This is a genomic window from uncultured Pseudoflavonifractor sp. (assembly GCF_944387805.1).
Taxonomy (GTDB): domain Bacteria; phylum Bacillota; class Clostridia; order Oscillospirales; family Oscillospiraceae; genus Pseudoflavonifractor.
Genome location: NZ_CALXGI010000019.1, coordinates 21948 through 43901, shown reverse-complemented (window position 1 = coordinate 43901; position 21954 = coordinate 21948). Strand labels below are relative to the sequence as shown.

The 21954-nt window shown below is 61.4% G+C and carries 21 protein-coding genes; 8 read left to right on the top strand and 13 right to left on the bottom strand.

Annotated elements, in window-relative coordinates:
* Positions 1-341 precede the first annotated feature (341 nt).
* The 7 genes from Q0K06_RS06980 to Q0K06_RS06950 all read left to right on the top strand — a co-directional run bounded on the left by Q0K06_RS06980 (position 342) and on the right by Q0K06_RS06950 (position 8270).
* Positions 342-1631 carry a dihydroorotase gene (locus Q0K06_RS06980; RefSeq protein WP_294550412.1) on the top strand — a complete coding sequence of 430 codons (1290 nt, stop codon included), beginning with the start codon at positions 342-344 and terminating at the stop codon, positions 1629-1631.
* Positions 1632-1659: 28 nt separating this feature from the next.
* Positions 1660-2583 (top strand): orotidine-5'-phosphate decarboxylase, encoded by a 924-nt coding sequence (gene pyrF, locus Q0K06_RS06975; protein WP_294550410.1) that lies wholly within the window; start codon positions 1660-1662, stop codon positions 2581-2583.
* An 11-nt stretch (positions 2584-2594) separates the two neighbouring features.
* On the top strand, positions 2595-3374 hold the full coding sequence (locus Q0K06_RS06970) for a dihydroorotate dehydrogenase electron transfer subunit (protein ID WP_294550408.1): 780 nt from the start codon (positions 2595-2597) through the stop codon (positions 3372-3374).
* Between the two features lie 112 nt (positions 3375-3486).
* Positions 3487-4389 (top strand): dihydroorotate dehydrogenase, encoded by a 903-nt coding sequence (locus Q0K06_RS06965; RefSeq protein WP_294550421.1) that lies wholly within the window; start codon positions 3487-3489, stop codon positions 4387-4389.
* A 31-nt stretch (positions 4390-4420) separates the two neighbouring features.
* A complete protein-coding gene (locus Q0K06_RS06960) occupies positions 4421-5584 on the top strand; it encodes a bifunctional histidine phosphatase family protein/GNAT family N-acetyltransferase (RefSeq protein WP_294550405.1) in 1164 nt (387 codons plus the stop codon).
* Between the two features lie 84 nt (positions 5585-5668).
* Positions 5669-7684 carry a YgiQ family radical SAM protein gene (locus tag Q0K06_RS06955; protein ID WP_294550403.1) on the top strand — a complete coding sequence of 672 codons (2016 nt, stop codon included), beginning with the start codon at positions 5669-5671 and terminating at the stop codon, positions 7682-7684.
* Between the two features lie 4 nt (positions 7685-7688).
* A complete protein-coding gene (locus Q0K06_RS06950) occupies positions 7689-8270 on the top strand; it encodes a hypothetical protein (RefSeq protein ID WP_294550401.1) in 582 nt (193 codons plus the stop codon).
* Positions 8271-8454: 184 nt separating this feature from the next.
* Here Q0K06_RS06950 and vanT read toward each other — a convergent pair whose 3' ends face one another.
* Genes vanT through vanG form a run of 3 tightly spaced genes read right to left on the bottom strand, consistent with a single transcriptional unit; the run spans position 8455 to position 12406 of the window.
* On the bottom strand, positions 8455-10608 hold the full coding sequence (gene vanT, locus Q0K06_RS06945; RefSeq protein WP_294550399.1) for a serine racemase VanT catalytic subunit: 2154 nt from the start codon (positions 10606-10608) through the stop codon (positions 8455-8457).
* Positions 10605-11357 (bottom strand): D-alanyl-D-alanine carboxypeptidase family protein, encoded by a 753-nt coding sequence (locus tag Q0K06_RS06940; protein WP_294550397.1) that lies wholly within the window; start codon positions 11355-11357, stop codon positions 10605-10607. The genes vanT and Q0K06_RS06940 overlap by 4 nt, the downstream gene beginning before the upstream one ends.
* On the bottom strand, positions 11354-12406 hold the full coding sequence (gene vanG / locus Q0K06_RS06935) for a D-alanine--D-serine ligase VanG (protein ID WP_294550418.1): 1053 nt from the start codon (positions 12404-12406) through the stop codon (positions 11354-11356). The genes Q0K06_RS06940 and vanG overlap by 4 nt, the downstream gene beginning before the upstream one ends.
* Before the next feature lie 253 nt (positions 12407-12659).
* Between vanG and Q0K06_RS06930 the strand changes: the two genes are divergently transcribed.
* Positions 12660-12899: a hypothetical protein gene (locus Q0K06_RS06930; protein WP_294550395.1), complete on the top strand. Its 240-nt coding sequence runs from the start codon at positions 12660-12662 to the stop codon at positions 12897-12899.
* A 54-nt stretch (positions 12900-12953) separates the two neighbouring features.
* On the opposite strand, the gene Q0K06_RS06925 is transcribed toward Q0K06_RS06930, so the two are convergent.
* The 10 genes from Q0K06_RS06925 to purE all read right to left on the bottom strand — a co-directional run bounded on the left by Q0K06_RS06925 (position 12954) and on the right by purE (position 21704).
* Positions 12954-13493 carry a hypothetical protein gene (locus Q0K06_RS06925; RefSeq protein ID WP_294550393.1) on the bottom strand — a complete coding sequence of 180 codons (540 nt, stop codon included), beginning with the start codon at positions 13491-13493 and terminating at the stop codon, positions 12954-12956.
* On the bottom strand, positions 13462-13734 hold the full coding sequence (locus tag Q0K06_RS06920) for a helix-turn-helix transcriptional regulator (RefSeq protein ID WP_294550391.1): 273 nt from the start codon (positions 13732-13734) through the stop codon (positions 13462-13464). The genes Q0K06_RS06925 and Q0K06_RS06920 overlap by 32 nt, the downstream gene beginning before the upstream one ends.
* Positions 13735-13894: 160 nt before the next feature.
* Positions 13895-15151: a phosphoribosylamine--glycine ligase gene (purD, locus tag Q0K06_RS06915; RefSeq protein WP_294550387.1), complete on the bottom strand. Its 1257-nt coding sequence runs from the start codon at positions 15149-15151 to the stop codon at positions 13895-13897.
* 66 nt (positions 15152-15217) lie between these two features.
* A complete protein-coding gene (locus Q0K06_RS06910) occupies positions 15218-16390 on the bottom strand; it encodes a phosphoribosylaminoimidazolecarboxamide formyltransferase (protein ID WP_294550384.1) in 1173 nt (390 codons plus the stop codon).
* A 12-nt stretch (positions 16391-16402) separates the two neighbouring features.
* Entirely contained in the window at positions 16403-17110 is a 708-nt protein-coding gene (locus tag Q0K06_RS06905) for an IMP cyclohydrolase (RefSeq protein ID WP_294550416.1), read from the bottom strand.
* A gap of 34 nt (positions 17111-17144) precedes the next feature.
* Positions 17145-17780: a phosphoribosylglycinamide formyltransferase gene (purN, locus tag Q0K06_RS06900; protein WP_294550380.1), complete on the bottom strand. Its 636-nt coding sequence runs from the start codon at positions 17778-17780 to the stop codon at positions 17145-17147.
* Positions 17781-17923: 143 nt separating this feature from the next.
* Entirely contained in the window at positions 17924-18964 is a 1041-nt protein-coding gene (gene purM, locus Q0K06_RS06895) for a phosphoribosylformylglycinamidine cyclo-ligase (RefSeq protein ID WP_294550378.1), read from the bottom strand.
* 43 nt (positions 18965-19007) lie between these two features.
* Complete coding sequence (locus Q0K06_RS06890; protein WP_294550375.1) at positions 19008-20429, bottom strand: amidophosphoribosyltransferase; 1422 nt, start codon at positions 20427-20429, stop codon at positions 19008-19010.
* A gap of 3 nt (positions 20430-20432) precedes the next feature.
* Complete coding sequence (gene purC / locus Q0K06_RS06885) at positions 20433-21152, bottom strand: phosphoribosylaminoimidazolesuccinocarboxamide synthase (RefSeq protein ID WP_294550373.1); 720 nt, start codon at positions 21150-21152, stop codon at positions 20433-20435.
* A 57-nt stretch (positions 21153-21209) separates the two neighbouring features.
* The gene (purE, locus tag Q0K06_RS06880; RefSeq protein ID WP_294550371.1) at positions 21210-21704 is read right to left on the bottom strand and encodes a 5-(carboxyamino)imidazole ribonucleotide mutase; all 495 of its coding nucleotides are present in this window, start codon (positions 21702-21704) and stop codon (positions 21210-21212) included.
* Positions 21705-21954 lie beyond the last annotated feature (250 nt).

Here is a 21954-nt window from a genome sequence, read left to right as displayed (position 1 = left end):
CGGCTTGATTTTGTGTTGCCTTTTTCGCTGCCTCCAAAACCTGAAATTTCTACTTGACTTTTGTTAGCAGGTCTTTCTGCTTCACGTCTATTGTTCCCGGAAAAACGGAAAAATGCGTTGCTAAATAATGTGATTCAATGCTATAATATATCTGTCTGACCAGCCGCAAGAAGGCAGCAGCTGGCTGAGACACAAAATATGGAAAAATATGCTTGCCCCGGTTATCGGAGTGACCGGAAGCACATAGGTTCGTAAGGCAGAGGGGCGGGGAAGACCTTGTCCCTTTTTTGGTGCGCACAGGTGGGGAGAGAAGCCCGCCGGGCGCGGAAAGGAGTGGTATTTTGAAGCTGCTGATCCGTCAGGGAAAGCTGGTTGACCCCGTAGGGGGCATCGGCGGAGTGATGGACGTATTGATTGAGGACGGAAAAATCGCCGTCATCGGCAGTGATATCCGGGAGCCGGACGCCCAGGTAGTTGACGCGCGGGGCATGGTGGTGTGCGCCGGACTGATCGACATGCATGTCCACCTGCGCGAGCCTGGCTTTGAGTACAAGGAGACCATCGAGACGGGCTGCCGGGCGGCGGCAGCCGGCGGCTTTACGGGCATCGCTCCCATGGCCAACACCCGCCCTGTCACCGATAGCCCGGAACAGGTGGCTTTTATCCGCCAGAAGGCAGAAGAGGCCGGACTGGTGCGGGTGTACCCCATTGGCGCGGTGTCCAGGGGACAGAAGGGGCAAGAACTCACTGACGCCGCCGCCCTCCGGGAGGCGGGAGCTGTGGCGCTGTCGGATGACGGCGTGCCCGTCCAGAATGCGAACCTGCTGCGGGATGCCCTGATCCTGGCTCACCGGCACCATTTGACCGTCCTCTCCCATTGTGAGGACGCGGATATGGTGGGCAACCGGGCGGTGAATGAGGGGCGCATCTCCCGCCAGCTCCGACTGGACGGACGGCCCGCCATTGCCGAGGAACTGCAAGTTATGCGGGACGCCATGCTGGCGGAGGAGACCGGCGCGGCAGTTCATATCTGCCATATTTCTACCGCCAAGTCCGTGGCCATTGTCCGGCGGTACAAGCGCAAGGGGGTGCAGATTACCTGTGAGACCTGCCCCCAGTACTTTACCCTCACTGAGGACGAGATCCTGACCAAGGGCACCATGGCCCGGGTCAACCCGCCCCTGCGAACCAAGGCGGATGTGGAGGGTATCATCGAGGGCCTGAAGGACGGCACCATCGATGCCATCGCCACCGACCATGCGCCCCACTCTGCCGAGGAGAAGTCCAGACCTCTCACCGAGGCCCCCAGCGGCATGGTGGGCCTGGAGACCGCCCTGGGCGTTACGCTGACCGCACTGTACCACACGGGAGAGATGGGCCTGTCCGATATTCTGCGGAAGATGACCATGAACCCGGCCTGCATTCTGCGCATTCCCCATAAGGGCCGTCTGGCCATCGGAGGAGACGGAGACCTTGTAATTTTTGACCCGGAGGAAAAGTGGACCGTGGACCCGGAAAAGTTCTATTCAAAGGGCCGCAATACCCCCTTTGCCGGCAGGGTTCTGAGAGGAAAGGTCAAATATACCATAGTCGGCGGCAAGATTGTATACCAGGATCAGCCCCAGGGCTGAGACAGATAGAGAGCAGGAGGAAAAGAACATGTCTTTTGACGTTTTGCAGGAGAAGATTCTTGAGAAGCACAACCCCACTGTGGCTGGTCTGGACCCCAAGCCGGAGCAGATTCCCGCTCACATCCTGAAGGAGGCCTACAAGAACTACGGCACTGGCCTGGCCGGTGCAGCTGAAGCAGTGTGGCAGTTTAACCGGGGCCTGATTGACGCCCTGTGCGACGTGGTGCCCGCCGTGAAGCCCCAGGCCGCCTACTATGAGCGCCTGGGCTGGCGGGGCATGGAGGTTATGGAGCGCACCATCGACTACGCCCACGAAAAGGGCCTTTTTGTCATCGCGGACATCAAGCGGGGCGACATCGGCTCCACCGCCCAGGCCTATGCTGACGGGTGGCTGGCCGGCACCAAGGTGGGAGAGGATACTTATAAGGTTTTTGACGCCGACTGCGTCACCCTCAACGGCTACATGGGTTCTGACACGCTTAAGCCCTTCCTGGACGCCTGCAAGGCCAATGACAAAAGCATGTTCGTATTGGTCAAGACCTCCAATCCCGGCTCCGGTGAGCTGCAGAATGTGACCGCCGGCGACAGCCTGATTTATCAGCGCATGGGCGATATGGTAGAGAAACTGGGCCAGGGCCTGGAGGGCAAGTATGGCTATACCCCTGTGGGCGCGGTCACCGGCGCTACCTGGCCTGAGGAGCTGAAGGACCTGCGGGCCCGGATGCCCCACACCTTCTTCCTGGTGCCTGGATACGGCGCTCAGGGCGGTACTGCCGAGGACGTGCAGTACGCCTTTGACAAGAAGGGCTGCGGCGCCATTGTCAACGCCTCCCGGTCCATTATGTGCGCCTGGCAGAAGACCGGCGGCGACGGCCGCGACTTTCAGGATGCTGCCCGGGCCGCCGCCGAGGCCATGCGGGATGCCATCGGCGCCTATGTGAAGATGGGCTGAGGTGGACGCCCATGAAGGTAGAGACAAAGTGTAAAATTGTCCAGAAGGTCTGGCTGAACCAGGACACGGTCTATATGGTGCTGGAGGCGGGCTCCATAGTGCGGGACACCTGCAAGGCCCCCGGCCAGTTCGTGCACATCAAGTGCGGTGAGGGCAGCTTCCTCCGCCGCCCCATCTCGGTGTGCGCCTGCATGGAAGGGGAACCGGAGGACACCGTGGCCATCGTTTTTGAGCGGCGGGGCACCGGTACCGACTGGCTGGCCCAGCGGGCGTGCGGGGAATATCTGGACGTGCTGGGCTTCCTGGGCAACGGCTTCACCATGAAGCCGGAGGGACGCTACCTGCTGGTGGGCGGTGGAATCGGCGTGCCCCCCATGCGGGGCTGCGCCCAGTACACCATGGGCCGCTCCACCGCCATCCTGGGCTTCCGCACCGCCCAGCGGGCCATCCTGCTGGACTGTTTCAGGCAGGAGTGCGCCCAGGTGCTGGTGGCAACTGACGACGGCACCATGGGACATCACGGCTTTGTGGACGCTCTGGTCCGCCAGGTACTTGAGAAGGATAGAGACTTTACAGCCGTTCTGGCCTGCGGCCCCAAGCCCATGCTGCGCTCTGTCTGGAATGTGGCGAAGGAGTTCGGTGTGCCCTGTCAGGTGTCCATGGAGGAGCGGATGGCCTGCGGCGTGGGCGCCTGCCTGGGCTGCGCCACCCCCATGGCCGACGGAACCATGAAGCACGTCTGCAAGGACGGCCCCATTTTCCCCGCGGAGGAGGTGGACTGGAATGCCTGAGTATAACCGCACCTGGCTGCCCAAAGCGGAGCAGTTCGCCGGCCGGTGTCCGGCGGAACGGCCGGAGACGGACGAGCCCTGGACGCCTGCCCAGCCCATTGACGGTCTGGACATGTCGGTGACCCTGGCGGGCATGACGATGAAAAACCCCGTTGTGGTGGCATCGGGCACCTTCGGCTTTGGACGGGAGTATGGCCAGCTCTACGACATCAGCCGCCTGGGCGGCATCTGCGTCAAGGGCTTGACCCCCCAGCGCCGGGAGGGCAATCCGGCTCCCCGCATCGCCGAGACCCCCATGGGCATGCTCAACTCCGTGGGCCTTCAGAACCCGGGCGTGGACGCCTTCATCGCCCATGAGCTGCCCCGGCTCAGGGACATCGACATCCGCATTATTGCCAACATCTCGGGCAACACCCCCGAGGAGTACGGCGTCATGTGCGAGAAGCTGTCCGCCGCCGGCGTGGATATGATTGAGGTCAACATCTCCTGCCCCAACGTAAAAGCGGGCGGTCTGGCCTATGGCACCCGGCCTGAGCTGGCCGCCGAGGTGACGGAGGAGGCAAAACGTCATTCCACTGTCCCTGTGATGGTGAAGCTGTCCCCCAACGTGACTGACATTACCGAGATTGCCCGTGCGGTGGAGGGGGCGGGCGCCGATGCCATCTCTCTCATCAACACCATCCGGGGTATGCGGATTGATCTGAAGACCAGACGGCCCATTTTGAAGATGAACACCGGCGGCCTGTCCGGCCCGGCGGTGTTCCCGGTGGCAGTGCGTATGGTCTGGGAGGTGGCAAACGCCGTAAAGGTGCCCGTGCTGGGCATGGGCGGCGTGTCCAACGGCCGGGACGCGGCGGAGATGATGCTGGCAGGCGCCACAGCAGTGTCCGTGGGCGCGGCCTGCTTTGCCGATCCCTATGCGCCGGTCAAAACCGTGGATGAGCTGGCCCAAATCGCTGCGGAGCAGGGTCTGTGCCAGGTCTCCCAGCTGACCGGAGCCGTGCGGCCCTGGTAAAGCACTTAATCCAGAAGACGGGAGTGGTCCCATGACCCGAATTTATATTGTCCGCCATGCCGAGGCGGAGGGCAACCTGTACCGCCGGGCGCACGGCTGGTACAACAGCCTGATTACCCAGCGGGGCTACCGGCAGATTGCCGCTCTGTCTCACCGCTTTGCCCAGGTCCATATTGACGCGGTATATTCCAGCGACCTGTTTCGTACAATGACCACTGCGCGGGCCATCTATGAGACTCACGGCCTGGAGCTGCACACTCTTCCGGCGCTGAGGGAGATCAACCTGGGAGACTGGGAGGACCGGCCCTGGGGTGAGATCCTGCGCCGGGATGGCGTACGGATGAGACAGTTCAGCACTGCATCCCCTGACTTTCAGGCGCCGGGCGGGGAGAGCTTTGCCCAGGCAGGAGGGCGTGTGTACAGCGCGGTGCTTGACATCGCCAGAGCCCATCCGGGCCAGACAGTGGCGGTGTTTTCCCACGGTACGGTCATCCGTCAGCTCCAGGGCATCATCCGGGGCATGGACCCCCGGGAGATCCGCACCCTGGGTCACGCGGACAATACCGCCGTCACTTGTGTGGAGGTGGAGGACGGGAAGGCACGGCTGGTATTTGAGAATGACAACAGCCATCTGTCTGAGGAGATCTCCACTCTGGCCCATCAGACCTGGTGGCGTCACCGGGAGGGCAATGCAGTTGAGCCCAACCTGTGGTTTGAGCCCCTGGATATGGAACGCGACAGCGAGATCTACTACCAGGCCCGCAAAGAGGCGTGGGTGGACATCCACGGATCTCTGACCCACTTTGACGGGGAAGGCTTTGTCCGGGAGGCGCTGGAGCAGTGCCGGCGGGACAGCCGGGCGGTGACCGCCGCCTACCTGGGAGAGGAGATGGCCGGGATTATCCAGATGGCCACAGAACGGGACAAGGAGCTGGGGGTGGGCTACATCCCGTTCTGCTATATGCTGCCCAACCGCCGCAGACAGGGGCTGGGCATCCAGCTGTTGGGCGAGGCGGTGTCGGTGTATCGCCCTCTGGGCCGGGATAAACTGCGCCTGCGCTGTGCACCGGACAATTATGTGGCCCAGAGGTTTTACCAACGCTACGGCTTCCACAAGATCGGCCAGGCCCAAGGTACCCGTGTCCCGCTGGATCTGATGGAGAAGTACATCGGATACGAGCCCCAGAAAATCTGAACCAGGGGCGAAGCCATACGGGCATTTGTCCGTATGGCTTCTGTGTTGAAAGTGTAATGATATTTTACTTTACAGGAGAGAACCATGAGTATTGATGCACGGCAGTTCCTGCCGGTTTCCAAACAGGATATGGCGGAGCGGGGCTGGGATTCCTATGACTTCCTGGTGATCACCGGAGATGCCTATGTAGACCACCCCTCCTTTGGCCCAGCCATTATCTCCCGCCTGCTGGAGCATGAGGGCTACCGGGTGGCCATTCTGTCCCAGCCGGACTGGCGCAAGGAAGAGAGCTTTACAGTGCTTGGCCGGCCAAGACTGGCTGTCCTCATCTCCAGCGGTAATATCGACTCCATGGTGGCCCACTACACGGTAGCCAAGCGCCGCCGCCAGGACGACGCCTATTCCCCGGGAAATAAGGCGGGACTGCGGCCGGACCACGCGGTGGTGGTGTACGCCAATAAGGTGCGGGAGGCCTTTGGGGACATCCCGGTGGTCATCGGCGGTCTGGAGGCCTCTCTCCGCCGCTTCGCCCATTATGACTACTGGGATGACAAGGTGCGCCGCTCTGTTCTGCTGGACAGCCAGGCTGACCTGCTGGTCTACGGCATGGGGGAGACCGCTACCAAGGAGATTGCCGCCCGTCTGGCCTCCGGTACACCCATTGGGGAGATCACCGACGTGCGGGGTACCGCCTTTCTGGCAGACAACCCCTCCGCCTGTGCCTATCCCATGGTGGAGGTGGCGTCCTTTGAGACGGTGGCAGGAGACAAGCGGGCCTATGCCGAGGCCAATATGACAGAGTACAGAGAGCACGACCCCATCGTGGGCCGCGCCATTCTCCAGCGCCACGGCCGGGATCTGCTGGTGGTCAACCCGCCTGCTATGCCCCTCACCACCGAGGAACTGGACCTGGTGGCCGAACTGCCCTACGTCCGGGAACCCCATCCCATGTACGACAGCATGGGCGGCGTGCCTGCCATTGAGGAGGTCCGGTTCTCGGTGGCCCACAACCGGGGCTGCTTTGGCGCCTGCAATTTCTGCTCTCTGGCCTTCCACCAGGGACGCATCATCTCCGCCCGGAGCCATGAGAGCGTCATCCGGGAGGTGACCGCGCTGACCCATCACCCCGGATTCAAAGGGTATATCCACGACGTGGGCGGCCCCACTGCCAATTTCCGCCGCCCTGCCTGCAAGAAGCAGATGAAGGCCGGTCTGTGCAAGAACCGGGCCTGTCTGTCTCCGGAGGCCTGCCCCAACCTGGACGCGGACCACACCGACTACCTCATGCTTTTGCGGAAGCTGCGGGAGATCCCCGGCATAAAGAAGATCTTTATCCGGTCCGGTATTCGCTTCGACTACATGATGAAGGATAAAAGCGGCGAGTTCTTTGCCGACCTGGTGAAGTACCATGTCTCCGGCCAGCTGAAAGTGGCGCCGGAGCACTGCGTCAACTCGGTGCTGGACTACATGGGCAAGCCCCATATCGAGGTCTATGAGAAATTCCGCCAGAAGTATGAGCGGCTCAACCAGAAGTACGGTAAGGAGCAGTATCTGGTGCCCTACCTCATGTCCTCCCATCCGGGCTGCACCCTGGAGGACGCGGTGAAGCTGGCCGAGTGGCTCAACAAGTCGGGCCGCCAGCCCGAGCAGGTCCAGGACTTCTATCCCACGCCCGGAACTCTGTCTACCTGTATGTACTACACCGGCATCGACCCCCGCACCATGCAGCCGGTCTTTGTGCCCACCAACCCCCACGATAAGGCCATGCAGCGGGCTCTCATGCAGTGGAAGCGTCCGGAGAAGCGGCCTCTGGTGCTGGAAGCTCTCCACCGGACCCATCGTGAGGATCTCATCGGCTTTGGAAAACACTGTCTGGTGCGGCCCAACGGCCCCCAGGGCGGCCAGAGCCGTTCCAAAGGACCGGAGCGGGATAATAAGGGCAAGGGCGGTAAGCCCCGGAAGCGGCCGGAGGAGAAGCTGAAGCAGGCGGGCAAGCGGGTGGAGCACAACAGCCCCACGCCCGCCCGTAAGGCGGGCTGGGCCAAGCCCAAGACCAAGAAGAACGCCAGGCCCAACCAGGGCAGACGGGGGAGAGGGTAAGACCATGGCGGCCATGCCGCAAGACGGAAGGGACGCGGCCCAGCCGCTGACCCTGACCTATATCTGGGACCGGGAGACCCTGGCTCAGGCTCTGGAACAGGTCAACCTGCACCGGGCCAGGAGCCTGATCTACTGGCGGCCGACCACAGTTCTGATGGCGGTATGCGGCGCTCTTTTCCTGCTGCTGGCCGCCCTCCGGGTGCCCCATATGGTGAAATGGCCGGAGCTGGTGAACGTGCCGTCGGTGTCCGCCCTCATCGTCCCGCTGGCGGCGGGGCTGGCCCTGAGCACAGTCTGGCTGCCGTTATTCCGGACCTTTGTCCGCATCCGGGTGGAGCGAGAGCTGGAGCAGGGGACCTGTTCTTACCTCCTGGCGGGGCGGCAGACGGTCCGGCTCTCCCCGGAAGGCCTGAAGTACTGTTACGGCGCAGTCTGTGACCTGACGCCATGGAAACAGGTGCGGGCTGTCTGGCGGACCGGCGGGACTGTGGCTGTCTATCTCCGGGACGGCGGCTTCCGGCTTATCCGCTGCGATGCCTCCGCCCAGGCGGTGGAGCAGTGCCTGCGGCAATATATTGGGAGATAAGAGAGGCTGTCGATAAGCTCTGGGACGCAAGGTTTCGGAGGGAAAGATAGTGTAAAAGAAAGCCGTCGGGGTTGTCTTTTGTGTGCAATCAAACCACTTTTTCAACGTTTGAAAAAGTGCAGCAGCCTGTCGAAAAAATTTTTTCGACAGGCTGAACGCCCTCTGCCTGGCAGAGGGCGTTTTTCTATGAAATCATGACCCGGGTAACCCGCTCTCCCAGCCGGGAGAGCAGCTCGTTGGTGATGGTACCGGCGTCCCGGGCGACCTCTTCGGCAGTGAGAATCTGTTCGCCGTCCTGGCCGATGAGGGTGACGGTGTCGCCTTCCTGGGCCTCTGGGATGCCGGTTACGTCTACCAGCAGCTGATCCATGCAGATGAGTCCCGCCACAGGGGCAAACTTGCCACGGATAAGCACGCGGCCCCTGCCGTTGGACAGGCTGCGGGGGTATCCGTCGGCGTATCCGATGGTGACGGCTGCGACCCGGGCGGAAGCGGAAGGGGCAAAGGCGCCGTCGTATCCGGCGCAGTCACCGGGCTCCAGGCTGTGTATCCGAGCAATCTTTGCCCGCAGGGAGAGCACCGGCCGCAGGCCGGGCGAAGTGCCCACCTGGTCGTCCGGACGGCTCAGCACGCCGTAGAGAGCAATACCGGGCCGGGCGTAGGCCATGCCGGCCTGGGGCGGACAGTTGAGCAGGCCGTAGCTGCTCAGGGCATGGAGGGCTACCGGCCCATACCCGGATTGGGCGACCAGCTCCGCCGCCTGGTAAAAGCGCTCCAGCTGTGCCTGGGTGCGCCGGGCGGCATCGAGCTCCAGGGATTCGGAAAAGGCCAGGTGGGTAAACATCCCTGTGACGCGGAGCCGTCTCAGCCGGCAGACAGCCAGCAGGCCGTCCCCGTCGTCCCAGGCGAGCCCCAGCCGGTGCATGCCAGTATCCACCGCCAGGTGGACCTTCACCTTGCAGCCCGAATGATTCAGCTCCTGTGCGTACTCGGGGCCGACGACTGTCTGGGTCAGATGCCAGCGGGACAGCAGTTGGGCCAGTTCCGGCGGTGTCCAGCCCAGAATCAGGATTTCACCTCTGATTCCTGTCCGGCGGAGCCGGATGCCCTCTTCCAGAGTGGCCACAGCGAAGGCTTTCACACCATTTTCCATGCAGACCCGGGCAGTGAGCGTATCTCCATGGCCGTAGGCGTTGGCTTTTACTACCGCCATCAGCTCACAGCCGGCAGGGAGCAGCTCGGTCAGCCGACCGATGTTGTGGACCAGGGCGGAGCGGTCAATCTCTGCCCATGCCCTCAGACGGTTCGGGGTATTCTGTACATGTCTCTGGCGCTGCCGCCAGAGGGCAAAGGGGAGCGCCGCCAGCAGGGAGACGGCGGCTACGGCCAGATAGTGGAGCAGACTGCTGCCCAGCAGAAAACCGTCTGGGGAGAGAATGCCCAGAGCCTTGGCGCCGCCCCGCACCGCCACAATGCAGAGGGGGTGGATTACATAGACCACTGTGGACGCGGTTCGAACAGCCGGAAAGCTCTTGCACTTTATAGAGCAGAGAAGTCGCATCAGGGGCCAGATACACAGGGGCAGGGTCAGGTACATGCTGTCGTGCCGGGGCAGACCGAACTGGGCGACTAGTTCTCCCTCTGCCACAAGCAGGATGAATCCTCCGCAGAGCAGTGCGCTGTACTGGCCGGCAGCAAGACGGGGCGAATGTTTCCGCAGGAGCACCCCCAAGAGAAGGAAAAGGGGAGAGAGAAAGAGCCCATTTCTGGTATAGTCAAAGCAGGAGAAAAGCAGATTATAGAAAGTGTTCAGAGGCGGAAGTGCGGCGGAGAGGCCGTAATAGCTGTCACCCAGCAGGCCCACCAGATAGAGCAGACTGCAGATGGCCAGCGAGCCCCGCACTCCCAGCCGCCGGAGCAAAAGGAATATAATAATAGTGCCCAGCACGGCGGCGGGGAAGTACCATAAGTGGTAGAAGGGGCCGTTGAATATCAGGTCAGCGGCCAGAGAGAGGGGTGTACAGCCGCTGAAGTAGCCGTTGCGGACCATGAGGGGCAGGTAGAGCAGGATGGAAATTCCGTAAAGCAATAAAACTTTATGGAAGAAATGCCGCAGACTGTGCCAGTCCTTTTCTATCCCGGGGGCCAGGAAGAAGCCGCTGACCGCCAGAAAGAAGGGAACAGCCAGCCGGGCCAGAATGTCGGTGATGAGATAATTGGCCTGGGCACTGACAGTGAGCAGCGGGCCGGTGTGGACGGCCACCACCAGCAGTGCAGCAAGGATGCGAAACAGGTCCAGTCCGCCATACTGGGCCGTTTTTTCCTGGGGGGCGCTCACGGCACATCCCTCCAGATGGTAACCACTACGCCGCCGCTGTTGTTGCCCGACCACTGACATGGGGTGTCTCCGGGCAGGCGTTTTGGCAGCGCCTCCAGATTTTCCTGGGACACGGTATACAGTTCAAAGGAGCGGTCCCGGTCATGAAAGTGCAGGTGGGCTCCGGACTCCGGGTAGTCATTCAGCAAGCGGATATACTCCTCCAACACCAGTCCCGCCTCCTCCATCAGCCTGGAATGGGGCCAGCCCACATAGCGGAAGTGCCAGGGCTCAAACTGGATGCCGGTGACGGCAGTTTTATTCTCTGGATAGCGGAGAATGAAGCCGTACTCCGAGGCCCGGCGGCGGAAGGTGCGGAACACGCCGGTGTCGGGGAATTGAGGGCGGATAAAGTCCAGGTCGGGCCGGTTCTCCCCCAGGTCGATGGCCAGGCCGGTCTGGTGCTCGCTGCACCCCGGCAGCGCCACATAGGCCCGGGTAAAGTCCTCGCCGCTGTTCCGGAGGGAGTCGGAGAAGATGGCCTCCTGCTCTGCCCGGCTGCGGTATCCGCTGACCGGCACAATCTCCCCTGTGCAGCCCAGATCGGAGAGAAAGCGGTTGAGCACCGTTCCGGCCCGGGCTTCCAGCAGGATGTTGGGGCGGCGGTTGTCGGGGGGAAGGAGGGACGCGGCGTCGGGCTCCCGCTCCAGGGGATGAAACTGATTGACCAGCACCAGCGGGCCGGTGCGCACCATCTCTGCCGGGCTCATGTGCCCACCGCCTGTTCCACCAGACGGTTTACCAGGGCGGAGAAATCCAGCCCTACCCCTGCCATCATGGCCGGGTAGCGGCTGTGGGAGGTAAAACCGGGAATGGTATTGATCTCATTGAATACGATTGTTCCCTCCGGCGTGAAGAAAAAGTCCACCCGGGCACAGCCGGTACAGCACAGGGCCCGGTAGGCTGTGACAGCGGCCTCCTGGACCCGTGCCTCGTCCTTGGGGGAAATACGGGCGGGCATGTGAATTTTAGAGGTGAGGAGCTGGTATTTTTCCGTATAGTCAAAAAAGCCCTTGGTCAGCTCAATTTCGTCCACCCGGCCTACGGTCAGGGTTTCGGTGCCCAGCACGGCACAGCCGACTTCGAACCCTGGGATGCTCTCCTCAATGATCACCTTGTCGTCATGCTCCAGGGCGGTAGCCACAGCCTGCGGCAGCGCCGTCCGATCGGTGACTCTGGTGATGCCGAAGGAGGAGCCAGACCGGGCCGGCTTGACAAACAGGGGAAGGCTCAGTCCGGCAGTCAGATCGGAGAGAAGGCCGGGGTTCTCCCAGGCATGAAACAGGGCGGAGCGGGGCACCGCCAGCCCGGCAGAGGCCGCTAAACGGTGGGCCACATCTTTGTCCATGCACAGGGCGGAACCCAGGCTCCCGCAGCCCACCACGGGGATACCAGCCAGCTCCAGCAGTCCCTGGACTGTGCCGTCCTCGCCGTTTTTGCCGTGGAGCACTGGGAAGGCGGCGTCCAGCCGGATGACCGTCGGTCCGGCCGCCGCCAGGAGCAGCAGTCCGTGGGTCTCCCGGTCGGGGGAGATGAGGGCGGGGGTGCAGTGGGCCGTGTTTTGGTGCCAGGTATCAGCGGGAATGTCGTCCGCAGGTCCGTCATAGTACAGCCAGCGCCCATCCCGGGTGATGCCCAGCAGGACCAGATTGTATTTGGCCCGGTCCAGATGGGTAATGACCGCGTGAGCGGACTGGAGGGACACAGGATACTCTGTGGAACAGCCGCCGAAGAGTATGGCAATGGTCTTTTTCTTCATCATAACGCCTTCTTTCTGTAACGTTATGATACAGGAAAAACCGCCCGGATTTTTGACGGCGGAATTTCGATTTTCTTACGAAAAGAGGTCGGAGTTCTTACAAAAAACAGCGTTCTGATTTGTGAAAAACTGCCTTTGAAAAAGCGGGGCGGATTTTGTACAATAATGTTGCAACGTGTGGCATTCACTGCGTAAATCCGGTTGAATGCTGCACGTATTTTGTTTTTTCTATTTTTAAAAGGAGGTGCCGCGGATGAAGCGGGTAAAGGCGGCGTGTATCTGCCAGACCCTGCATTTCATGCTGAAAGAGGACTTGGAGCAGGGGCTTGCCCAGAGAAGAGTGCAGGATGAGGTGGAGCACTACAAGCAGGGGCTGAACCGGAGCGGGACGAAGTACAAAATCGTGGAGGAGACGCCCCAGAGCGACGGCTCGGTTATGCTCAGGATTATCAAGCAGTACAATCAGTGTCCCGTGGGGGACTACCTGAACTGAAAAGAAAAAGCGTGCAGCCAGCAGCTGCACGCTTTTTGTATATGGAGACGCACATTAGAGAGAAGAAAACAGGGTGAGCAGCCAGCTGGGAATGGCAGGGAAAGCCTGAAGAATGGCACTGCGGATGGCGGCGGCTGGAAGCGCCGCGCCGCCGTGGTTTGAAAAGGTCACCGCACCCTGAACTGCGTCCCCAATGGCAATGTGTCCGAAGGCTGCGCCTCCGGCGGCCACCTTCTCGGCAAAGGCTAGGCCGCCTAAGGCGTAAATTCCTTTGGCCAGGCCGCCGATGGCCAGCCAGCCCGCAGCCAAGCCGCCAGCGGCAATCCCGGCTCCCAAGGCGATGCCGCCCAGCGCCGCAACTCCCAAGGCCAGTGCGCCCATAGCCAGCAGGCCCAGGCTCAGGCAGCCGAAGGAGAGCAATCCTGCGGAGATGAGGCCGATGGATACCAGTCCGGTGGCTACGTTGCCAATGGCCAGAATGCCTTTTGCCCGGTGCAGTCCTGCCCGGCCAAGGTTGATGTGGACCAGGGGCAAACCAAACAGCGTGGTGCTGCTCTTGTATTCATAGTGGAAGCCGTAGGGAATACAGACCACTTGGGATGTTTCTTCGGGGGGGGCCTGCCGTCGTTTCCCAGCCGGGAGCTGGACCCTTGAGCAGGTAGTCCAGTGTGACGCCGAAGTATTCGCTGATGGCAATCAGGTTGTCCATATTGGGCTGAGAAGCTCCAGATTCCCATTTCTGCACCGCCTGGCGGGAGACACCCACGACATTGGCCAGTTCCTCCTGGGAGATGCCTCGCTCTCTGCGGAGCTGATAGAGCTGCTCTTCAAACATAGATGATTCCTCCTCTTGATGGTGGTGACATGATAGCATACGGCGGGGAAAAAGACCACCAAGAACAGTAAAACATTTGACAACCGCCGGTTGCGGCTGGCGGATGCAGTGCAAAAGAGCGGCCAAAGCCGCTCTTTTGCATAAGCTGTATCGATTGGATTTACACCCGGCCGATGTCGGTGCGGAACTGCATATCTGTAAAGGAGATGTACTTGGCGGCATTGTATGCACTGTCAATGGCATCATTCAGAGTGCTGCCGGTGGCGGTGACGCCAAGTACCCGGCCGCCAGAGGTGAGAATCTGCCCGTCTTCGGCCAGACGGGTGCCGGCGTGGAAAACCATGGCAGTCTCACCCGCCTTCTCCAGGCCGGAGATAGGATAACCGCTCTGGTATTTCCCGGGATATCCTCCTGAGGCCAGCACCAGACAGCAGGCGGCGGCATCCTTCCAGCGAATGTCCAGCTGATCCAGGGTACCTTCGCGGCAGGCCAGCATGATATCCAGCAGGTCGCTCTCCAGCAGGGAGAGGACAGCCTGACACTCCGGATCGCCAAACCGGGCGTTGTACTCCACCACCTTGGGGCCGTCGGGGGTGAGCATAAGCCCGAAGTAGAGCACGCCGCGGAAGGGGCGGCCCTCCGCCTTCAGTGCGGCCACAGTGGGGAGAAAGATCTCCTTCATGCAGCGCTCCGCCACTTCGGGGGTATAGTTGGGGGAGGGGGAGATGGCGCCCATACCGCCGGTGTTGGGCCCCTGGTTGCCGTCAAAAGCCCGCTTATGGTCCTGGGAGGAGGGCATGGGGACCACATGCTCGCCGTCACAGAAGGCCAGCACTGTCACTTCGGGGCCGGTCATGCACTCCTCGATGACCAGGCGGGTTCCCGCCTCGCCGAAGCGCTTGTCCGCCATCATGGAGCGGACGGCGTCCTCCGCCTCGGCCACAGTCTGGGCCACAATCACGCCCTTGCCCAGGGCCAGGCCGTCTGCCTTGACCACGATGGGTGCGCCCTGCCCGCGGACGTAGGAGAGCGCGGCTTCCATATCCGTAAAGGTGTTATATTTGGCGGTAGGGATGTGGTACTTGGCCATCAGATTCTTGGAAAAGACCTTGGAGGCCTCGATGATTGCCGCGTTGGCCCGGGGACCGAAGGCAGGAATGCCTGCCGCCTCCATGGCATCCACCATGCCCAAAGCCAGGGGGTCATCGGGGGCCACCACTGCAAAGTCGATGGCGTGAGACACGGCCCAGGCCACCATGACCTCCACGTCGGTGGCCTTGATGGGGATGCACTCGGCAAGGGCAGCGATGCCGCCGTTGCCGGGGGCACAGAAAATCTGCTCAACCTTATGGCTCTTGGACAGAGCCCACACGATGGCGTGCTCCCGTCCGCCGCCGCCTACGACGAGAACTTTCATTGTGATTTACCTCGTTTCTTGTTCATGTTTGGAGTCCCTGCCGGGGACTGGTTTTACGGATGCGCCTTAGTGGTGGAACAGACGCATGCCGGTGAAGGCCATCACAATGCCGTACTTGTCGCAGGTCTGGATGACGTTGTCGTCCCGGATGGAGCCGCCGGGCTGGGCAATATAGGACACGCCGGACTTCCGGGCCCGCTCCACGTTGTCGCCGAAGGGGAAGAAGGCGTCGGAGCCCACGCTGACGCCAGTCTGACGGGCAATCCACTCCTTCTTTTCCTCTGCGGTGAGTACCTCGGGCTTGACCTTGAAGGTGTTCTGCCACACGCCCTCGGCCAGCACGTCCTCATACTCGTCGGAGATGTACACGTCGATGGCGTTGTCCCGGTCGGGGCGGCGGATGCCGTCCACAAACTGGAGGCCCAGCACTTTGGGGTGCTGCCGCAGGAGCCAGATGTCCGCCTTATTGCCCGCCAGGCGGGTGCAGTGGATGCGGCTCTGCTGGCCGGCACCCACGCCAATGGCCTGGCCGTCCTTGGTGTAGCACACCGAGTTGGACTGGGTGTACTTCAGGGTGATCAGGGCCAGAATCAGATCCCGCTTGGCGTTCTCGGGCAGGTTTTTGTTCTGGGTGACGATGTTGTCCAGCAGGGCGGCGTTGATCTCAAAGTTGTTGCGCCCCTGCTCGAAGGTGATGCCGTACACATCCTTGCGTTCAATGGCCTTGGGCACATAGTCCGGGTCCATCTGCACCACGTTGTAGTTGCCCTTGCGCTTGGTTTTGAGGATGGCAAGGGCCTCGTCGGTGTAGCCGGGGGCAATGACGCCGTCGGACACCTCCAGGGCCAGGTAGCGGGCGGTCTGGGCGTCGCACACGTCGGAGAGGGCGGCCCAGTCGCCGTAGGAGCACAGGCGGTCGGCGCCCCGGGCCCGGACATAGGCGGAGGCGATGGGGGAGAGCTCCATGCCTTCGGCAAAGTAGATCTTCCGCTCCACGTCGGTCAGCTCAGTGCCCACGGCGGCGCCGGCGGGGGAGACGTGCTTGAAGGAGGCGGCGGCAGGCAGGCCGGTGGCGGCCTTCAGTTCCTTAACCAGCTGCCAGGAGTTAAAGGCATCCAGAAAGTTGATGTAGCCGGGTTTGCCGTTGAGCACCTGGACGGGCAGCTCGCCGGATTCCATAAAGATGCGGGCGGGCTTCTGGTTGGGGTTGCAGCCGTATTTCAGTTCCAGTTCCTTCATGTTCGCTCCTCCTTACTGATGCTTGTTGACGATAACGCTGTCCGCCTTGCCGGTCTCCAGGTCCAGATAGGAGACAAAGAGGGACACCTTATTCTCCGCGTTCAGGCTCTCCCACAGGCGGGCGGCCAGGGTGTTGGCGTCGGGGGCATCCAGAGCCACGGTGCGGGGCTCGCCCTCAAAGGAGGGCAGGGGGGAGCCGTCGCCCTGATAGGTGCTGATGAAGTGAGCCTGGCCGGCGATGGGGGCGTCGTACTCAAAGAAGAACCGCTGACAGCAGGCGGGATCGCCGCCGGCACTCTTGAGGATGGACAGCCGGTAGCTGCCGTCGGGCCGGACTGCGCCGGAGATGCGGGGGGTATAGTTGGGACAGTCGGGCTCAAACTCACGGGTGCGCAGGGCGCGGACAAAGCCCTCGCCGCGGCGGTAGGCGTTGGCGATAGTGTCGGTCTGGTCGCCGTTGGTGACGATGGTAGTGCCGTCCACCACCCGGACAGGGTGATAGATGATGAGGGAGGGATCGGTCATCTTGGACTCGTCGTAGGCCCGGGTGCGGATGCCGTCTTCGGTGGCTTCAAAGACCCGGTTGCGGGAGTTCTCGCTGCGGCCCATGATGAAATAGGCAATCACGGCCTTTTTGTTGTCGGCGCTGCGGCCCAGGACAATGCCGCGGCCGGGGTAGGAATTGGAGCTGAGAAGCTGAAACAGATCAAGCATTGTTATAATCTCCCTTTAAAAAATATCAAACGCGGGGATGTTACGCCTGGGGAAGAGTGCGTACGCACCGGCCCTCCACGGAGAGCCGTCCCTGGCAGAAAAGGGATACGGCCAGGGGAAGAAGCTTCCACTCAGCCTCTTCCATGACCCGGCGCTGGAGTACCTCAGGGGTGTCGCCCTCTCGGATCTCCACCGCCTTTTGGAGCACAATGGGGCCGCCGTCCGCCTCTTCGTTGACAAAGTGGACGGTGGCGCCAGTGACCTTTACGCCGTAGGCCAGGGCCATCTCATGGACATGGAGGCCGTAGGCCCCCTTCCCGCAGAAAGAGGGGATAAGGGCGGGATGGACGTTGAGAATGGCGTTGGGATAGGCCTGGACCATCTCCTCGGTGAGGATGTGCATAAAGCCGGCCAGCACCACCAGGTCCGCTTTCAGCGCCCGGAGCTTGGCCACCAGGGCCTGGGTCATCTCCCGGTTTCCCGGGAAATCCTTTCGGGCCACCACATAGCCCGGAATACCGGCCGCCTTGGCCCGCTCCAGGGCGTAGGCGTCGGGGCGGGAGGAGATAACGGCGGTAATGGCACCGTTTTTGATCTCACCGCGGCTTTGGGCGTCAATGAGAGCCTGGAGGTTGGTGCCGCCGCCGGAGACCAGGACGACAATGTTTTTCGGCATGAGAGTTACCTCCCCAATGTAGTAGAGTCTGTGCTGCAAAATCTGAAAAGTAAAATTCCTTCACAGAACGCAGTCACAGAGAAAAGAGACAGGGCGGCCCGGGCCGCCGGAAGGACAGCTGCGGGCCGCCCTGAGAGGGGGCGTCAGTCCAGCACGACGCCGTCGCTTCCGGGGATGACCTGGCCGATCTGGTAGGCGGTCTCGCCCGCGGCAGACAGGACATCCAGAGCCTGACCGGCCTGGGGAGCGGGGACGGCAAGGATCATGCCGATACCCATATTGAAGGTATTATACATATCCCGGGTGGGGATGTTGCCCTTCTCCTGAATGAGCCGGAAGATGGGCGGGCAGGGGAAGCTGCCGGTGTGGATGGCAGCGGTGAGGCCGTCTGTCATCATGCGGGGCACGTTCTCGTAGAAGCCGCCGCCGGTGATGTGGCTGACGGCGTGAATATCCACACCTGCCTTCAGCAGGGCTTTGACGGCCTTTACATAGATGCGGGTGGGGGCCAGCAGGGCCTCGCCCAGGGTGGTGCCCAGGCTGTCGTGGTACTCCTTCAGGTTTTCAGCGGTCACGTCAAAGACCTTGCGGACCAGGGAGAAGCCGTTGGAGTGGACACCGGAGGAGGCCAAGCCGACGAGCACGTCGCCCTCGGCGAGGGCCTTGCCGTCGATGATCTTCTCCTCGTCCACAATGCCCACAGAGAAGCCGGCCAGGTCGTACTCCTCGGCGGGGTAGAAGCCGGGCATCTCGGCGGTCTCGCCGCCCACCAGGGCGCACTCGGCCTGACGGCAGCCCTCAGTGATGCCGGAGACAATCTCCGCGATGCGGGAGGGGTCGTTCTTGCCGCAGGCGATGTAGTCCAGGAAGAACAGGGGGGCGGCGCCGCCGCAGATGATGTCATTGACGCACATGGCCACGCAGTCAATGCCCACGGTGTCGTGCTTGTCCATAAGAAAGGCGATCTTCAGCTTGGTGCCCACGCCGTCGGTGCCGGACACCAGGACAGGCTTCTTCATGCCGGTCATATCGGGGGCAAACATGCCGCCGAAGCCGCCCAGGGTACCCATAACGCCGGGAATGTAGGTGGACTCTACCATGGGCTTGATGCGCTTGACCGCCTCGTAGCCGGCAGTGACGTCCACACCGGCAGCGGCGTAGGACTCAGAATGGGAGTTCTTCAATGGGGGAACCTCCAATCAAAATTTGTAGTAGAAGGGGCGTGGCTTACTCCTTGCCGTTCCAGCAGTAGGTGCAGATCTTGTCCCGGTCGATGCCGATGGCTTCCAGCAGGCCATCCAGGGACTGATAACCCAGAGAATCAAAGCCCAGCTTCTCGCAGATGGACTTAAGCATGCACTGGCCCCGCTCGGTAGAGGAATCGGCGTACTCCTCCAGATGCTGCTGGCCCTCATCTCCCTCCAGCTCCTGGATGGTGCGGCGGGCAATGAGCTCCATGTCGGAGTTGCTGCGGGAGAAGTTAAGATATTTACAGCCGTACATAATGGGGGGACAGGCCGAGCGCATGTGGACCTCTTCAGCGCCCGACTCATACAGGAATTCCACGGTCTCCCGCAGCTGGGTGCCCCGGACAATGGAGTCGTCCACAAAGAGAAGCTTCTTGCCCTCAATAAGCTCGGGGACAGGAATCTGCTTCATCTTGGCCACCTGATTGCGGGCCTCCTGGTTAGCAGGCATGAAGGACCGGGGCCAGGTGGGGGTGTACTTGACAAAGGGGCGGGCAAAAGGCTTGCCGCTGCGGTTGGCGAAGCCGATGGCGTGGGGCACGCCGGAGTCGGGCACGCCGGCCACATAGTCCACCTTGGGCAGCTTGCCCTTCTGGATTTCGTCCCGGGCCATGATCTCTCCGTTGCGGTAGCGCATGACCTCCACGTTGACGCCCTCATAGTTGGAGTTGGGGTAGCCATAGTAGGTCCAGAGGAAGGCGCAGATCTTCATCTTGTCTCCGGCGGGAGCCAGGGTGGTCCAGCCGTCGGCTGTGACCTGCACGATCTCCCCGGGGCCCAGCTCATAGGCGTCGTGATAGCCCAGCTTGTGGTAGGCAAAGGACTCAAAGGACACACAGCAGCCGCTGTCGCTCTGGCCGATGAGCACAGGCAGGCGGCCCATGGCGTCCCGGGCGGCGATGATGGCGTCGGGGGTGAGGAGCAGCATGGTGCAGGAGCCGTCGATCTCCTCCTGGGCGTGACGGATGCCGGAGACCAGGTCGTCCTTCTGGTTGATGAGGGCGGCCACCAGCTCGGTGGAGTTGACCTTGCCTGAGCTCATGGCCATGAACTGGTGGCCGTGGTCGGAGAAGTAGCGCTCGATCAGCTTGTCGGCATTGTTGATGATGCCCACGGTGGTAATGGCGTACAGGCCCAGGTGGGAGCGCACCAGCAGGGGCTGGGGGTCGGTGTCGCTGATGCAGCCAATGCCGGAGCAGCCGTGGAAGTCGGCAATATCCTTGTCGAACTTGGTGCGGAAAGGAGTGTTTTCAATATTGTGGATCTGGCGCTGGAAGCCGTCCTTGGCGTCATAGACTGCCATGCCGCCCCGCTTGGTGCCCAGGTGGGAGTGGTAGTCAGTGCCGAAGAACAGATCCATCACGCAGTCATGCTTTGAGATGGTACCAAAAAAACCGCCCATGGATTACTGCTCCCCCATCAGCCGGCGCATGACCTCTTCGTAGGCCTCTTCAGCGCCGCCCATATCCCGGCGGAAACGGTCCTTGTCCAGCTTCTCGTGGGTCTTTTCATCCCAGAGGCGGCAGGTATCCGGAGAGATTTCGTCGGCCAGCACGATGGTGCCGTCGGCTGTCTTGCCGAATTCCAGCTTAAAGTCCACCAGGTCGATGCCGATCTCCTTCATGAAGCCCTTCAGCAGATCATTGACGGCAAAGGCATACTTCTTGATAAGGTCGATCTCGTCCTGAGTGGCCAGCTTGAGGGCCAGAGCGTGGTAGCTGTTGAGCAGGGGGTCGCCCAGATCGTCATTCTTGTAGGAGAACTCAATAGTGGGCTGGTCGAACACAATACCTTCCTCCACGCCGTAGCGCTTGGCGAAGGAGCCGGCAGAGATGTTGCGGATAATGACCTCCAGGGGGACGATGGACACTTTCTTCACGGCGGTCTCCCGGTCGCTCAGCTCCTCCACATAGTGGGTGGGCACACCCTTGGCCTCCAGGCGGCGCATCAGGTTGTTGGTCATGCGGTTGTTAATGGCGCCCTTTCCGGTAATGGTGCCCTTTTTCAAGCCGTTGAAGGCGGTGGCGTCGTCCTTGTAGGACACGATGACCACCTGGGGATCGTCGGTAGCATAGACCTTCTTGGCCTTGCCTTCGTACAGCTGCTCACGCTTTTCGTAACTCATGTAAAACCGCTCCTGTCTATCTGAATTGATTTATTTTATATGATGGGGAAGGAGAATTCAAAAGGTCTCGGCCTGGAGCTTGCGGTCCTTTTCGGCCACTTCATCAGCCATGGCGGCCTTAAAGTCCTTCAAAGCGGAAGCCAGGGTGACATCGGAGAGGGCCAGCATCTGGGCGGCCAGAATAGCGGCATTGTCGGCGCCGTCTACGGCTACACAGGCGACAGGGATACCCTTGGGCATCTGGACCATGGACAGCAGACTGTCCAGACCGCCCATCATGGAGGTCTTGATGGGCACGCCGATGACGGGCAGGGTGGTGTAGGCGGCCAGGACGCCGGCCAGGTGGGCGGCCTTGCCTGCGGCGGCAATGATGACGCCGAACCCATTCTCTGCGGCGTGGGAGGCAAAGTCCTCGGCGGCAGCGGGGGTGCGATGGGCGGAGATAACCCGCACCTCGCAGGGAATGCCGAAGCTCTTGAGCCGCTTCACGCAGGGACGCATGGTCTCCAGGTCGGAGTCAGAACCCATAATAACTGCAACTTTCTTGCTCATAACGACCTCCATGATACAAAAAATTTCAGCACTGCGAAAAATAAATCAGGTCATCCTTTGTTCTGGATGACCTGATAGAATTCAGCAGTCTGGTCTGGGTGCATTGGGGCCGTTGAGAATGGCGGTCAGGCAGGCAATATGTCCTCCGTTCAGCAACGCAAGCACCCCTCATAGTACCAAGAATACATACAATATATCGTATTGTGTCCTGCTTTACAAGGGATAAAAACTAATTTCGTAGGCTTAGACA